The organism is Jatrophihabitans lederbergiae, from assembly GCF_031845305.1.
GTDB lineage: Bacteria > Actinomycetota > Actinomycetes > Mycobacteriales > Jatrophihabitantaceae > Jatrophihabitans_A > Jatrophihabitans_A lederbergiae.
In genome coordinates, this window is the sequence record NZ_JAVREH010000022.1 from 1 (window position 1) to 13,722 (window position 13,722).

15 protein-coding genes are annotated in these 13,722 nt (G+C 64.6%); 10 read left to right on the forward strand and 5 right to left on the reverse strand.

The window, feature by feature from the left end; translation table 11 throughout:
* The first annotated feature begins 103 nt into the window (after positions 1 to 103).
* Genes RM423_RS15195 through RM423_RS15205 form a run of 3 tightly spaced genes read left to right on the forward strand, consistent with a single transcriptional unit; the run spans position 104 to position 1,911 of the window.
* Positions 104 to 1,024, forward strand: a complete 921-nt coding sequence (locus RM423_RS15195) for an aldo/keto reductase (protein ID WP_396327734.1) — start codon at positions 104 to 106, stop codon at positions 1,022 to 1,024.
* A complete protein-coding gene (locus RM423_RS15200) occupies positions 1,014 to 1,373 on the forward strand; it encodes a cation:proton antiporter domain-containing protein (RefSeq protein WP_311423889.1) in 360 nt (119 codons plus the stop codon). Before RM423_RS15195 ends, RM423_RS15200 begins: the two co-directional genes overlap by 11 nt.
* A 52-nt stretch (positions 1,374 to 1,425) precedes the next feature.
* The gene (locus RM423_RS15205) at positions 1,426 to 1,911 is read left to right on the forward strand and encodes a GNAT family N-acetyltransferase (protein ID WP_311423890.1); all 486 of its coding nucleotides are present in this window, start codon (positions 1,426 to 1,428) and stop codon (positions 1,909 to 1,911) included.
* Positions 1,912 to 1,966: 55 nt separating this feature from the next.
* Here the strand turns inward: RM423_RS15205 and RM423_RS15210 are convergent, their stop codons facing one another.
* The 4 genes from RM423_RS15210 to RM423_RS15225 form a co-directional block, all read right to left on the reverse strand.
* The gene (locus RM423_RS15210) at positions 1,967 to 2,344 is read right to left on the reverse strand and encodes a hypothetical protein (RefSeq protein ID WP_311423891.1); all 378 of its coding nucleotides are present in this window, start codon (positions 2,342 to 2,344) and stop codon (positions 1,967 to 1,969) included.
* A gap of 524 nt (positions 2,345 to 2,868) precedes the next feature.
* The gene (locus tag RM423_RS15215) at positions 2,869 to 3,264 is read right to left on the reverse strand and encodes a type II toxin-antitoxin system VapC family toxin (protein ID WP_396327735.1); all 396 of its coding nucleotides are present in this window, start codon (positions 3,262 to 3,264) and stop codon (positions 2,869 to 2,871) included.
* A gap of 20 nt (positions 3,265 to 3,284) precedes the next feature.
* Positions 3,285 to 3,521: a type II toxin-antitoxin system Phd/YefM family antitoxin gene (locus tag RM423_RS15220; protein WP_311423893.1), complete on the reverse strand. Its 237-nt coding sequence runs from the start codon at positions 3,519 to 3,521 to the stop codon at positions 3,285 to 3,287.
* A 465-nt stretch (positions 3,522 to 3,986) separates the two neighbouring features.
* Positions 3,987 to 5,621 carry a long-chain-fatty-acid--CoA ligase gene (locus tag RM423_RS15225; RefSeq protein WP_311423894.1) on the reverse strand — a complete coding sequence of 545 codons (1,635 nt, stop codon included), beginning with the start codon at positions 5,619 to 5,621 and terminating at the stop codon, positions 3,987 to 3,989.
* A 243-nt stretch (positions 5,622 to 5,864) separates the two neighbouring features.
* On the opposite strand from RM423_RS15225, the gene RM423_RS15230 reads away from it, so the two are divergent.
* The 5 genes from RM423_RS15230 to RM423_RS15245 all read left to right on the forward strand — a co-directional run bounded on the left by RM423_RS15230 (position 5,865) and on the right by RM423_RS15245 (position 10,691).
* Positions 5,865 to 7,046: a substrate-binding domain-containing protein gene (locus RM423_RS15230; protein ID WP_311423895.1), complete on the forward strand. Its 1,182-nt coding sequence runs from the start codon at positions 5,865 to 5,867 to the stop codon at positions 7,044 to 7,046.
* Positions 7,030 to 7,353, forward strand: a complete 324-nt coding sequence (locus RM423_RS25690) for an ATP-binding cassette domain-containing protein (RefSeq protein WP_396327731.1) — start codon at positions 7,030 to 7,032, stop codon at positions 7,351 to 7,353. The genes RM423_RS15230 and RM423_RS25690 overlap by 17 nt, the downstream gene beginning before the upstream one ends.
* Before the next feature lie 187 nt (positions 7,354 to 7,540).
* Positions 7,541 to 8,542: an ATP-binding cassette domain-containing protein gene (locus tag RM423_RS15235; RefSeq protein WP_311423896.1), complete on the forward strand. Its 1,002-nt coding sequence runs from the start codon at positions 7,541 to 7,543 to the stop codon at positions 8,540 to 8,542.
* Positions 8,543 to 8,694: 152 nt separating this feature from the next.
* Positions 8,695 to 9,678: an ABC transporter permease gene (locus RM423_RS15240; RefSeq protein ID WP_311423897.1), complete on the forward strand. Its 984-nt coding sequence runs from the start codon at positions 8,695 to 8,697 to the stop codon at positions 9,676 to 9,678.
* Positions 9,675 to 10,691, forward strand: a complete 1,017-nt coding sequence (locus RM423_RS15245; RefSeq protein ID WP_311423898.1) for an ABC transporter permease — start codon at positions 9,675 to 9,677, stop codon at positions 10,689 to 10,691. The genes RM423_RS15240 and RM423_RS15245 overlap by 4 nt, the downstream gene beginning before the upstream one ends.
* Before the next feature lie 76 nt (positions 10,692 to 10,767).
* On the opposite strand, the gene RM423_RS15250 is transcribed toward RM423_RS15245, so the two are convergent.
* A complete protein-coding gene (locus RM423_RS15250) occupies positions 10,768 to 11,457 on the reverse strand; it encodes a GntR family transcriptional regulator (protein ID WP_311423899.1) in 690 nt (229 codons plus the stop codon).
* 122 nt (positions 11,458 to 11,579) lie between these two features.
* Here RM423_RS15250 and RM423_RS15255 point away from each other — a divergent pair, with 122 nt between their 5' ends.
* Positions 11,580 to 12,068: a MaoC family dehydratase gene (locus tag RM423_RS15255; protein ID WP_311423900.1), complete on the forward strand. Its 489-nt coding sequence runs from the start codon at positions 11,580 to 11,582 to the stop codon at positions 12,066 to 12,068.
* A gap of 73 nt (positions 12,069 to 12,141) precedes the next feature.
* Positions 12,142 to 13,710 (forward strand): AMP-binding protein, encoded by a 1,569-nt coding sequence (locus tag RM423_RS15260; RefSeq protein ID WP_311423901.1) that lies wholly within the window; start codon positions 12,142 to 12,144, stop codon positions 13,708 to 13,710.
* Positions 13,711 to 13,722: the final 12 nt, after the last annotated feature.

Below are 13,722 nucleotides of genomic sequence, written 5' to 3' on the forward strand. Positions count from 1 at the left end.
CCACCGCGCCGCAGCGATCTGAGCAAGCTGCACGGCCGAGTCTGACACTTTCAGCTAGCCATCCCACACGTTTGGTCGACCGGCGCCATCCGGCGTCACCGGACTGCACCGATTCCGCGACAGCCTCCGTGAGGAAGGGATCGGGCTCATCCGCGCCGCCATCGAGCGCGGGGTGACGTTCTTCGACACCGCCGAGGTCTACGGGCCGTTCGGCAACGAGAAGATCGTCGGCGAGGCCATCGCGCCGATCCGCGGCCAGGTCGTCGTCGCCACAAAGTTCGGTTTCGAGTTCGACGCCGACGGCAACCAGACCGGCGGCGTGAACAGCCGACCCGAACACGTCAAAGCCGCCGTCGAGGGCTCGCTTCGCCGGCTCGGGGTCGAGCGCATCGACCTGCTCTACCAACACCGCGTCGACCCTGCCGTGCCCATCGAGGACACCGCCGGCGCGGTCAAGGAGCTCATCGAGGCCGGCAAGGTCGGTCACTTCGGGATGTCGGAGGCAGCGCCGGCCACCATCCGCCGGGCCCATGCCGTCCAGCCCGTCACCGCTTTGCAGTCGGAGTACTCGCTGTGGTGGCGTGAACCCGAGGCTGAGATCATCCCGACGCTCGCCGAGCTCGGCATCGGGTTCGTGCCGTTCAGCCCGCTCGGCAAGGGCTTCCTCACCGGCACGATTGACACGACCACAGCCTTCGAGGCCGGTGACTTCCGCGGCTCCATCCCTCGATTCGAGGCCGATGCCCGCACCGCCAACCAGGCCGTGGTCGAGCTGCTGGACCGCATCGCCGCACGGCTGGGCGCAACGAAGGCCCAGGTCGCGCTCGCCTGGCTTCTCGTCCAGCACCCGTGGATCGTGCCGATCCCCGGCACCCGCAAGGTGTCACGGCTCGAGGAGAACCTCGGCGCAGCCGACCTCCAGCTGTCCAGGACAGACCTCGACGAGATCGAGGCGGCATCGTCGGCCATCACGGTGCAGGGCGCACGCTATCCGGACGCGATGGAACGGCTCATTGACCGGTGAGCCGCAGGTAGCCCGCAGTAGGTCCCAGAACATCGCCACCCTGCTCACGCCGTTCACCGCGTTCCTGCTCGCCGAGACCATCCACGCATCCGGCGTGCTCGCGGTGGTCACCTGCGTAGTCACCTGCGGGCTGATCATGAGCCAGACCGGTCCCCGAATCGGTCGCGCCGACACCCGACAGCAGACCACCGCGTTCTGGACCCTCGTCACCTACCTGCTCAACGGCGCGCTATTCGTCCTCGTCGGTCTCGAAGCCCAGACCACCATCCGCAACCTGACCAGCGTCGCCCTCACCGTGCCAAATAGCGCTGCGAGAACCACGCCACTTACCGCTGAAGGTCACAGCTGACGGGACGTCCGAGACCAGCCAGTTTCAGGCCGCTTGTGACACACTCGCCGGGATGGAGCCGATCCCCGTTGACATCCCCCGAGTGGCCACGCCGGCGCAGGCCCCCACCGTGGCCGGACTGCTCGACGCCTTCAACAGGGAATACGACACGCCGACGCCTGGGATAGCCGTCCTCGAGGCGCGGCTCGCGCGGCTCCTGGCCAGCGGCGACGTGATCGCCCTGCTGACCGGGGAACCGACTGTCGCCGTTGCGTTGCTGACCTTACGGCCCAACGTCTGGTACGACGGCCCGGTCGCTCTGCTCGACGAGCTCTACGTCGCACCGGAGCTGCGCGGACGCGGACTGGGCTCCGCGCTGCTCGCCGCCGCCGAGGTCGTGACCCGACAACGTGGTGGACAGCTGCTTGAGATCAACGTCGACGGGGACGACACCGACGCCCGCCGCTTCTATGAGCGGCACGGCTACGCCAACACGGAGCCGGACCAGGACCAGCCGCTGCTGTACTACTACCGAGAACTGGGCGCGGCGACCTCCTAGGCACCGAAGTGTCCGCAAGCGATCGATCAGCGGGACCGTGCCGGTTGCACTGGGGTCAGTACGGCAGCTCGTGCGGCGAGCAGCTTCGATAGTCCGGCTCGGGCGGCGATGGGAAGCGGACCGCGTCGATTTCAGTTCGGCCTTCCAGCAGGGCACGGGCGATCCGATGCATGCCGTCCATGACACGACCGTCGTGGCCCAGGATGATCGGATAGGACGTGTCCACCTCACTGATCAGCCTCACATGCTCGACGACCTTGCGGACCGTGGGGACCTCGGCGCTTCCGTCGAACCAGTACTGCGTGTCAATCTCGCCGATCGAGTCAACGGTCACCTGCTCGACGGAGAGATCTCGACTCAGCGCGATCAGGCGGTCGACATCCCACGCATCGAATCCCCGCTTGGCTGGCCAGAAGTGGTACTGCTTGCGCACGACGTAGTCTCTCCCATCCGCTCCTGAAGGCGGCTACTGGCATGAGGATCAGACCACGAGCTGCAGAGTGATCGCACGCCTGCCGTCTCACTTTGTCGTCCCGGTAGAACACTGTCTACCGGGACTGCGTCCGGTAGACAGTGTTGCCGGGCCGACCCGACCCGTGCCTGTCCCGATAGACCGTCCGAAATGGAATCCCGCAAAGGGGGCGCGTCAACCGGGACGTAAGGCGACCGCCGCGGGACCGGAGCTGCAGGTTGCCACCGCGGGTTCGAGGACAAGATCTCCAGCCGTCGTGCCGAACGGGACGGGCTCACCGCCGCGCTGGACTATTAGGTGACCACCCAGGTCCTTCCAGTCTTCGCCGATAATCAGCATTATGTCATTACGACCACCGGCGAGCCGCACTGTGCTCGGACGCGCCGGCCCGAAGGTCCTTGCCCCACCAACCCAGCGAGGGTTCGCCGGGCATGCAGAGAGCAGTTGGACGCTGCCTACGGCCGGTAAACCAGGATGACTTGGATCTATCGATCCGGGTGCGGAACCGCGCGCAGATCGAGTCCTTCGATGCCCTCGAAGTCGGCGGGATTGCATGTGAACAGCGGAATGTCTTCGGCGATCGCAGCAGCGGCAATCAATGCGTCATAAGCGCGTGCAGACGGCTTGCGTCCCGCAGCTCTCAGGGATGCTGCCACGCGGCCGAATGCACGCGCGGCTTCGCCGCCGAATGGAACCGTCTCGAAGTCGGATTCGGCTTGTTGGAGGTGTGACTGCCGAGCGACCCTCTCCGTGGCAGTGCGGGCCAGATGCGGTCCGACCGAAAGCTCCGCCAGCGTGACCGCGCTGACGACTGAGTCCTGCGGCAGATCGGACGGGTCCTTCAGTCGGCCCAACAGGATGACCGTCGAAGTGTCCAGCATGCCGCGGCCGTTCGGCACGGTCACAGCGTCGCGTCCAGTACAGAGTCCAGATCTCTACGCAGCGCATCAGGATCGACGCCGGGCAAGTGGCGACGCCGGGCGATGAGGTCGGCTGGCGACGGGCTCCGTCGGGTTCGTGGTCGCAGTTCGGCAACCTCGGTGCCGTCCCGAGTGACGACAAGAACCTCGCCGCGCGCAACACGGTCCAGCACCTCTCCCCCGTGATTACGCAGATCGCGGACTGAAACCGACTCCATGGACCAACCGTATCACCGGTGAGACGAAGGTACCCGGGGATCGTCCCGAATAGTTCCGATCCGAATATTGACGGTTACCGGTAGCACGGTCATTATCGCAGCCGATGGCACGATGACCCTCGCCTCCGGGCAGGCCGGTAAACGCCGGATCGAGGGCTCCAGAGTCCCCGCTTTTGCTCGACTGGACGGCCCGCACGCTGGGCCTACCGGGCGCGGCCGAAGTCGTCGAACTCGCCCGACCTCCACCAGCCCGCAGACGCCGTTGCTGCAGCCCTATCTGTCGCCCGCGGGGGAACGGGCCTGGTTTCTCGACCCGCAGGCGCGGGGCGTACCGGCCAGCGCCGCCGCATACTCCCGACGGATCATGATCAACTTCGGCGACGCTCGGCACCGGGAGTGGCGCCACTCAGCGGCCGAACCTGACCGTGACCCACCTGCAGGTCAGGCCAGATACGGTTGACCGGCTCAGGTCGATCCAGCGCGGAGTTGACCCAGCGTCGCCCTCGCTCTCTTCTTGTCGAGCTTGCCCATGCTCGTCTTGGGCAATTCATCGAGGAAGATGTACTCGTCGGGCAGCCACCACTTCGCGAACCGATCGGTGAGATAGCGGGTGAGGTCGGCAGTACTCACCTCGGGATCCCGTTTCACGACAAGGGCGACCGGGCGTTCCTGCCACTTCTCGTGCGGGACGCCCACAACCATGGCTTCGCGAACGCCAGGGTGGGTCATGAGGGCGTTCTCGAGGTCGATGGACGAAATCCACTCCCCACCGGACTTGATGTGATCCCGAATCCGGTCCTTGACTGTGACGTAGCCGTCAGGATCGATCACTGCCACGTCACCGGACTTGAACCAGCCCGCCAGTTTGGTGGACGTGCTCTCAGCCTCGACGTTGAGGTACCCGCGAGCGGTGTACGGCGCACGCAGGCACACTGTGCCGATGGACGTCCCGTCCCACGGGAGTTCGTCGTCGTCCTCGTCCACGATCTTGATCTGCATCAAGGGAATCGGCAGGCCGCCGGAGGTGCGGCGCGCCCAGTCCTCCTCGATCGGGGCGTCGGCCAGGGTCGACTTGGTGAAGTTGAAGCAGACCTGCGGGGACGACTCAGTCATCCCGTAACCGGTGAAGGCCCGCGTGCCGTTCGTGGTCATCCACCAGTCGAGCAGCCCACGCGGGGGCGCCTGAGCTCCGAGCCACATGAGTTTGAGGGAAGACAGGTCGAGGTGTTCTCCTGAGCGCTCGATGTAGTCCCGCATCATCTGGCCGACCGTGACCGCGGCGTTGACGCCAGTGACCCGCTTGTCGGCGATGATCTGCAGGTAGTCGCGATCAAGCGGGTGCTCACCGGTGAGCACGATGTCCGCGCCTTGCGCCAGACAGGTGTGTGGCACGCACCAGGCATTGGCGTGGAACATCGGAGAAATCGGCATCCAGACCGCAGATTCGTCGACGCCCAACATCCCGTTCATGCCGAGAATGAGTGACTGCAGGACCAATGCACGGTGGGAATAGACAACGCCTTTCGGGTCTCCAGTCGCCGCCGAGGTGTAACAGATCGCGGCGGCCGTGTTCTCGTCGAACGTCGGGAATTCAAACTCCGACGATGCGCGTGCCATCAGTTGTTCGTAGGAGTAGACCGGCGACAGGTTGGTCACCGGCATCGTGCCATCGTGCATGATCACGAAGGCTTCGACCTTGGGAATGCCGATCTCGACCAGGCGCTCGACCGCCGGCACCTGATCGGCGTCCAGGAGCAGCACGCGCGCGCCGGCGTGGTTGAGCGTGTACGCCTGCTGGTCCTCGAAGAGCCGCATGTTCACGGTGTGAAGCGTGGCGCCCATTACGGGCACTCCGTAGTAGCACTCCAGATGTCGGTAGTGATTCCAGGCGAGGGTAGCGACGACATCACCGTGCGTAATCCCAAGCGCGCCGAGCGAGTTGGCGAGCCTTCGGACGCGTTGTCCGAACTCTCGGTAGTCATAGCTGTGGTAACCGCCAGTGGAGAGTCGCGTGATGATGCGCTTGTCGTGAAACAGACGCTCCGTCCGCCAGAGGAAGCTGCTCAGCAGCAGCGGAACGTCGAGCATCAAGCCTTCCACGGGACCTCCAAATAAGTCGGCTGGGGGGACGATACGACGCCAGGACGAACGTGTCAATATTCTATAGAAGTCATTTTTTGGCCAGCGGCGAGGTGATCACGGCTTCGAGGCAATTTTTCTATAGAGTATTGACAGCGCCTGGGTTCCCGCTTGTAACCTCACGGACACGTCCAGGGACCGTGTGGCCTGACTCACGTCGTCTCCCACTCTCGGGTCGTCCTCCAACTCAAAAGGAGCTCCAACATGGCTGTGTCCAACGCGTGTTCGTCACCGCTGAGCCGCAGAGGCTTCCTAGGCGGTGCCGCGGCGCTCGGTGCGGCAGGCGTGCTGAGCGCGTGCGGTGTCGGCGGAGGCAACTCCTCCGCCTCAAATGCCTCCGGTGCTCGCAGCGGCAGCAAGACGAAGGGCTTCAAGATCGCCGTCGAGGACGGCTACACCGGTAACACCTGGCGCACGCAGACGAACATCAACATGCAGCAGGTCGCCGACGAACTGCAGAAGTCGGGAGTCATCTCGAAGTTCACGCTGCTGACTTCGCCCAACGATGCGAACACGCAGCTGACGCACATCCAGGCGATGATCGCCGACAAGCCGGATGCGATCCTCTTCGCCCCGGTCACGAATGCCTCCGCTCAAACGGCCGTCCAACGTATGAAGGCTGCCGGCATTCCGGCGTACGTGATCGTCGACCCGGCGCCCACCAGGGACGCGATCAACGTCGTCGGCGGTGACGACACGTGGTGGTCGATCCAGGCCGAATGGCTCGCTCAACAGCTCAACGGCAAGGGCAAGATCCTCATGGTCACCGGTCTTCCCGGTAACGGCTCGGACACTGTTCGCCAGGCGAGCGTCAAGAAGGTGCTGGCGAAGTACCCGGGCATCGAGGTTGTCGCGTCGGTTCCCGGGAACTGGGACCCCGGCGTCGCGCGAACGGCTGTCGCGCCGGTGCTGTCCTCGCACCCGCAGATTGACGCGATCCTCACCCAGGACATCATGGCGACCGGAATCATCCAGGCGTTCCGCGCCGCGAGCCGGCCGCTTCCGAAGATCATGACCGGCGACTACACCGCGGCATTCCTGCGTATGTGGAAGACCGAACTACCGGACCTGCAGTCGATCGGCGTGCCCTACACCCCCACGGTTGGCTCCGACGCGCTCAAGATCGTGATCCAGACGCTGCAGGGCAAGAAGTTCAAGGACGGGCTGCTCGAGAACAACGAAATCAACCCGTCGATCACCCACAACTCACTGCTCATGCCGCCAGCGCTTGCCGTCACTCGTGACGGCAAGCCCGGTACCTGGAAGCCCTCGACCATGAACGTCATCAGCCTCGATGACGCCGTCAAGCAGGTCGAGGGCAAGCCCGATACCTACGCACTCGAAGCGCCGATAACCGAGGACGCCATCAATGGCCTCTTCCAGTAAGACACTCCTCGAACTCTCCGACGTACGGAAGCGGTTCGGGCCCGTCGTCGCGCTAGACGGCGCGTCGGTTCGGCTCGCCGCAGGCGAAGTTCGCGCGTTGGTCGGCGGAAACGGATCCGGCAAGAGCACCCTGTCCAAGGTGCTCTTGGGGATCCTCGAACCCGACGAGGCGACGCTGTCTGTCGACGGGAGTCCACCCAACAAGCACGGCGAAGGGCCCGCGCGAGCGAGGCCCTTCGGGTCGCCGGCACCTTCCAGGAGGTGTCACTGCTGGATGACCTCACCGTCGCGGAAAACCTACATCTGACCCACCTTCCCCGCAAATTTGGCATCCTCGCCGCCCCGGACGGCGAGCGAAGATCTCCGGCGAGCTGCTCGACCGGGTACTGCTGCCAAAGTCGATCCTCGACCACAAGGTTCGCGATCTGCCGCTCGATCAGCGAGCCCTGGCTGAACTCGCCAAGGTTCTGCTCGAAGACCCGCAGATCCTCATCATGGATGAGCTGACCGCGTCGCTACGCGCGGAGCAGGTCGAGCAAGTCGGCGGCCTGCTCACAGACCTGTCCTCCCGCGGCGTGGCGACACTGTTCATCTCGCACCGTCTGGAAGAGGTCGAGGAGTTCTGCAACTCCTGCACTGTCCTCCGCAATGGTGTGACCGTCCTCGACACCGACGACATCCGCTCCCACTCGATGGCCGACTACGTCGCCGCGATGACCGCCACCGGCGAGGCCGCCGGATCGGCACGAGTCCGCCGGGCGGGATCGGCAACCGCGGGCGGGGCGGTCCTCGAAGTCAAACGCCTCACGGTGCCCGGGTTCACGGAACCCATCGCCATACGAGCCAACGCCGGTGAGATCGTCGGCCTCGGAGGCCTTGCCGGTAACGGGCAAACCGAGACCCTAAGAGCGATCTTCGGTGCGCTGCTTTCCGACGCTGAGTATCACGTGGCGGTTGCCGACAAGGAGATACGTCGACCGTCGGTGCAGGCGTCGATCGCCAACGGCATGGGCTTCATGTCGGGTGAGCGCGAACGCGAGATGGCCTTCGGTCAGCGATCGGTGGACGAGAACCTGCGAGTCGTGGCCCACGGACTCAAGCGGGCACTGTCGGCTGAGGATCTGCTGCGTCGCATGAGGACGAAGGGCTCGCCCCGACAGCAGATGAAGAGCCTGAGCGGAGGCAATCAGCAAAAGGTCATCATCGGCCGCTGGCTCGGTCTTGAACCGAAGGCCCTTCTTGCCGACGATCCGACGCGAGGCGTCGACGTCGCCACCCGGGAGGAGATCCACCATCTCCTGCGAGAACTCACCGACAAGGGATCAGCGGTCGTCCTCACATCGAGTGACGATCGGGAACTGGCCGAGATCTGCGACCGCATCTACGTGATGTACCGGGGCCAGGTGATCGCGGAGCTGGAAGGCGATGCGGTCAATGAAGAAGAGATCGGACGGGTATCCGTCCATCCGTCGTATCAGGGAAAGGTATCGCGATGAGGGAGACGTCAAGTCGCGAGGCGACGCCGAGCAGGGAGACGCTTCGCAGCTTGTCGCCCAGTTCGCCGGGCCCGACGAACTCCCCCGCGACTGCAGCTGATTCAGGCCCACGGCCCAGGGGCGCGCTGAGGCGCGTTCTGCGCTGGCGCGGCGTGCCGGCCAGCGGACTGGGCCTGGTCAGCCTCATTCTCGTCGCCGTCATCCAGCCGGGATTCCTGACCGCGAGTCAGCTCACCCCATTCTTCGCGGCGTACGGCCCTGTCGCGATCATCGCGGTGGGCGTCGCGTTCACCCTGCTGGTCGGCGGCATCGATCTGTCGGTCGGGCCGGTGATGGGTGTCTGCGCCATCATGACCGTGCTCTTGTCCAGCGTCGGCACGCACTTCCTGTCCGCTGGGCCGTCCGGGGCGGCCGCGTTGTGCGCTGACCCTGGTGTGTGCGAACGAGGGCTACCCTTCGCCCTGGTCGTCGTGATCGTGATTATGGTCGGGGCGGTCTTCGGCCTGCTCAACGGCATTGCGATTTCCGTGTTCCGGTTGCAGCCGCTGGTCGCCACCCTCGCGATGGGCTTCGGCGCCGCCGGCCTCAGCCTGTACCTGATGCCGCAGCCTGGCGGTCAGATGCCGCAGGGTCCGCTGACCTGGTACAGCGGAGCAGCGATCATCTCGGTGCCGCTCGAGCTTCTCGTGCTCTATGTCGTCCTCGCCGCGATACTCATGCGAACGCCACTCGGCGTCCGCATGCGCGCCGTCGGAAGCCACCGCTGGAAGGCATTCACCTCCGGTATCGCCGTCAACCGCATCAGCATGGCAGCCTACGTGGCATCAGGGACCTCGGCGGCCGTCGCTGGCGTGCTGCTCACCCTCAACTCGGGATCAGCCGATCCGAGCATCGGGGTGGAGTACACCCTTACCGCAGTCGCGGGCGCTGTCCTCGGCGGAACGGCCCTACGCGGCGGCTGGGCCGATCCATTCGGTCCGGCGATCGGCGTGCTCACCCTCGGTTTGCTCTCCGAGCTCGTGACCGTGGCGAAAGTGCCGACCTATTACGCCCAGCTCACAACCGGGATCATCATTCTTGGCGGCCTTACCGTAACCCAGGTACTGCTGCGGCGATCGAACAGGACGACATCATGACGCAGCTCGATGAAACGCAACCGGCTTCGGTCATCGAGGCACCGAGGCACCGAGGCCTCGACCTCCGCGCGGTGACCCAGTCACGGCCATGGCTTCCCGCTCTGGTGACGGCGGTCATCCTGCTCGTCGTGGGTCAGGTCCTCTCCCCCGGCTTTGCCTCCTGGAACGGCCTGAACCAGGTGCTCGCCGCCGCAGCGATCCTCGCCATCGCCAGCTGTGGCCAGACCCTGGTCATGATCTCCGGCGACTACGGCATCGACCTCTCGGTCGGGCAAGTCATGTCACTCACGGCGATCGCGGGCTACATGTCGATGAGGGGCGGCTCTGACTACCTTGCCGTGGGCCTCCTGGTCGCGGTCCTCGTCGGTGGTTTGCTTGGTGCGCTGAGTGGAGTGCTGGTCTCCTGGATTCGGTTGCCTGCGTTGGTAGTCACGCTCGGCACGATGGTCGTCGCGCAAGGCATCCAGATGGTTCTCGCGTCAAACGGAACTCCCGCAGGATCAGTGCCCCCACTGCTCAACAAGCTGACAACGTCCAGCGTGCTGGGCATCAAGTGGGTCACGCTGCTCGCGGTGGTATTCGTCGTCGCGATGACGCTGCTGACTCGCCGAACGCGCTTCGGCCGCATGCTGTACTTCGTCGGGAGCAACCGTGAGGCGGCCCGCCTGAGCGGCCTTCCGGTGCGATCCATCGTGCTGCTGACCTTTGTCATCGCCGGTGTCTGCAGCGGCTTCGCGGGCCTGCTGCTGCTCAGCTATGCCGGCCAAGCAAACCTCGATCTCGGCTCGGGCTACCTCGTTCTCAGCATCGCCGCGACCGTGATCGGCGGAACGTCGTTGGCCGGCGGGGAAGGATCGATCAGCGGTGCCGCCACCGGAGCGATCGCCTTCATCGTGATCAACACGCTCATGCTGACCCTGGGAGTGTCCGACGCCCTGCGCCAAGCGGTCGTGGGGCTTCTGCTGCTGGTGCTGCTCGGGTTCAACGCACGCACCCCGAGACTCCGCCAGTAGCCACACACGTCGCAACGGTGTCGGGGACGAGGCTCCTTCCCGACACCATTGCGGCAGTCCGCCGCCCCTGCAGCCGTCACACGTCGAAGACACCCCGTGCACTCAAGTGCTCCAGCAACAATCGACCGATGTGATGAATGTGCTCCTCCATGGCATGACGGCATGCCTGCGAGTCTCCAGATCGCAACGCCTCCAATATCGGCGCGTGGTCGTGAGCCGACGCATCGGCCCACCCCTCGATCTGTGCGAAGAATCCCAGCGGCACGTAGCGCACCGTCTGCTGCAACAAGGTCGTCAGCTTCGCCGAACCTGAAGCCGTATTGATACTGCGATGAATTTCGTGATTCAGCCGATCGACCCGCTCGGCATCGCCGGCATCCGCGGCGACCTGCAAATCGCCCTGGAGTGCCTCCAGGCGATCGACAGCCGGGGTATCGATGGCTTCGGCCGCTCGAGCGGCCAACTCGCCTGCAATGTGTGCCTGAACACCGTAGAGATCCTTGACGTCCTGTCGTGTGAACGGCACGAGGCGGAAGCCCCGCCGAGGCTCCCACTGCACCGTGCCTTCGGCATGAAGAATCATCAGCGCCTCGCGGACAGGCGTTTGACTCACGCCGAGGGTGTCGGCAAGCCACTCAGTCCGGAGATAGCCCGCCTTGTATTCGCCGACCATGATCGACTCGCGGATCTGCTCAGCGACAGATTCGCTCAACTGTCTGTGCCGGCCGGCTAGCTTCTTTGGTGAAGCGGTCGTTATCTGATCCATCCGAAGGCCACATTTCGACGAGGGTAAGGGACTTACACCATTCTCTCCCGTGAGGGCGGTTTTCTCGGCAACAGCCCCAACTGCCGCAACAGGTAGTATATATTGTGCAGAAGGAGCTTAGAGTGAGCGGAGCAGATATGTCATCAGCCAGTCCCGCACCGCCACGTCGGACCGACCGGGTCAGCGACCTCCCCGGCGCGATGGAATACCACCGCACGATCAGCATCGCCGATATCCATGCGTTCTGCGCGGCGACGGGAGACGACAACCGCATCCACCTCGACACCAGTTACGCCCACGCTGCTGGCCTGGATGAGCGCATCGCTCACGGCATCTTGATCCAAGGCCTGATGTCCACCGCGTGCACGAGATGGGCTCAGCGAGAAGGGCTGACGATCCTCTCGGGCGGTTGGGACCGTGTCCGTTTCATCCGCCCTGCGGTGATAGGCGACACCATCAGCGTCGCCTATGCCCTCCAGGATCCGACGGATCAAGGCAAGCGCCGTCTCGCAACAGCAGACGCTTGGAATGACCGCGGCGAGCTCGTCGGCATCGGGACGCACATCCTGCACGTTCTTACTCCTGGTACGTCTCAGGCCGGCGCCGGATAGGGCTTGTGTCGGGGAGATTTCCAGTGCATGCTCTGAACATTCTATATTCTCGACCGTTAGAGGGTGTTCCTTCATGAGTCACACGGAGCTGCACCACCGCGGCACGACCTACGGCCAGATCCTGTTCGATGCACTGTCCCGGCGAGGCGACGAGGTCGCGTTCATCGACCAGGACGACACAGAAATGACGTACCGCGAGGCTCTCGACCTGTTCTGCAGGTTCCGCGCGGTTCTGCGCGACGTCGGCATTCGCCGTGGGAGCGCGATCGGGATGCTGTCCACGAACCGCACGGACGCTTGGTTGGCCCAGTGGGCCGGCCCAGCGAACGGCGCGCGGTACACACCGATGCATCCGTACGCGTCCTACGACGATCATCTCTACATCGCAGCGGATGCCGAGCTGAGCGTGCTGATCGTCGACCCGCTACACCACCTGGATCGCGGCCGCCAGCTATCGAAGGACCTCCCCGATGTCACGGTCCTGACCCTGGGGCCTGCTGACTACGGCCGAGACCTGCTCGCGCTGGCGCAGGACGCTGAGCCCCTGAAGGACTTCGATCCCGAGCTCGACCCCGAAGACCTGGCGATGGTCATCTACACCGGCGGTACGACTGGGCGGTCCAAGGGCGTCATGCAGACCCACCGCGCGATCATCGCCAATCACACACTTCAGCTCGCTGAATGGCCCATACCGGCAAAGCCTCGTTTCCTGGCGCTCGCCCCGTACAGTCACGCGACTGGCTGGTTCCCGCTCGGCGTGCTGTGGCGTGGCGGAACGGTCATCATGCGCAACGGCTTCTCGGTCGACGGCTTCATCGACGCCGTGGAGCGGCTCAAGGCGAACATGACGTTTGCCGTTCCGACGATGGTGTATGCGTTGCTCGATGAGCCCAGGCTCACCGAGCACGACCTGAGTTCGCTGGAACTGCTCATCTACGGCGCCGCGCCGATGTCTGTCCCCCGGCTGCGGCAGGGAATCGCCATGTTCGGGCCGATCTTCCTCCAGCTGTATGGGCAGTCCGAGGCGCCGAACGTCGTCACCACGCTCATGCCTGAGGACCACGATCTGGACGACGAGCTGCGCTTGAGCTCGTGCGGCCGTCCGGCTCCTGGCATGACGGTGAAGGTTCTCGGCACCAACGACGAGATCCTGCCGCCTAACGAGGTCGGGGAGCTGTGCATGCGTGGGCCGCTGGTCATGCAGGGCTATCACAAGAATCCCGAACAGACCGCGGAAACGATCCGTGACGGCTGGCTGCGCACGGGCGACCTCGCCGTCGTCGACGAGGCAGGCTTTATCCGCCTCGTCGGTCGCGCGAAAGACATGATCATCAGCGGCGGCTTCAACGTCTACCCGGCGGAGGTCGAGGCACCCATTCTGATGCACCCGGACGTCGAGGCAGTTGCCGTTGTCGGTCTCCCGGACGATAAGTGGGGAGAAGCGGTGACCGCTTTCGTCGTGGCCAAGCCGGGACGCGTCCCGAACGTTGACGAGATCATCGCGCTGGTTCGTGAAAGGAAGGGGCCGGTCATGGCCCCGAAAGCCGTGTACGTCATCGACCGGATCCCGGTCACGAGCCTTGGCAAGCCGGACAAGAAGGTGCTCCGCGAGTGGCGGCCTGCTGAGCGAGTCGTCAGCTGATGTCGGCTACCG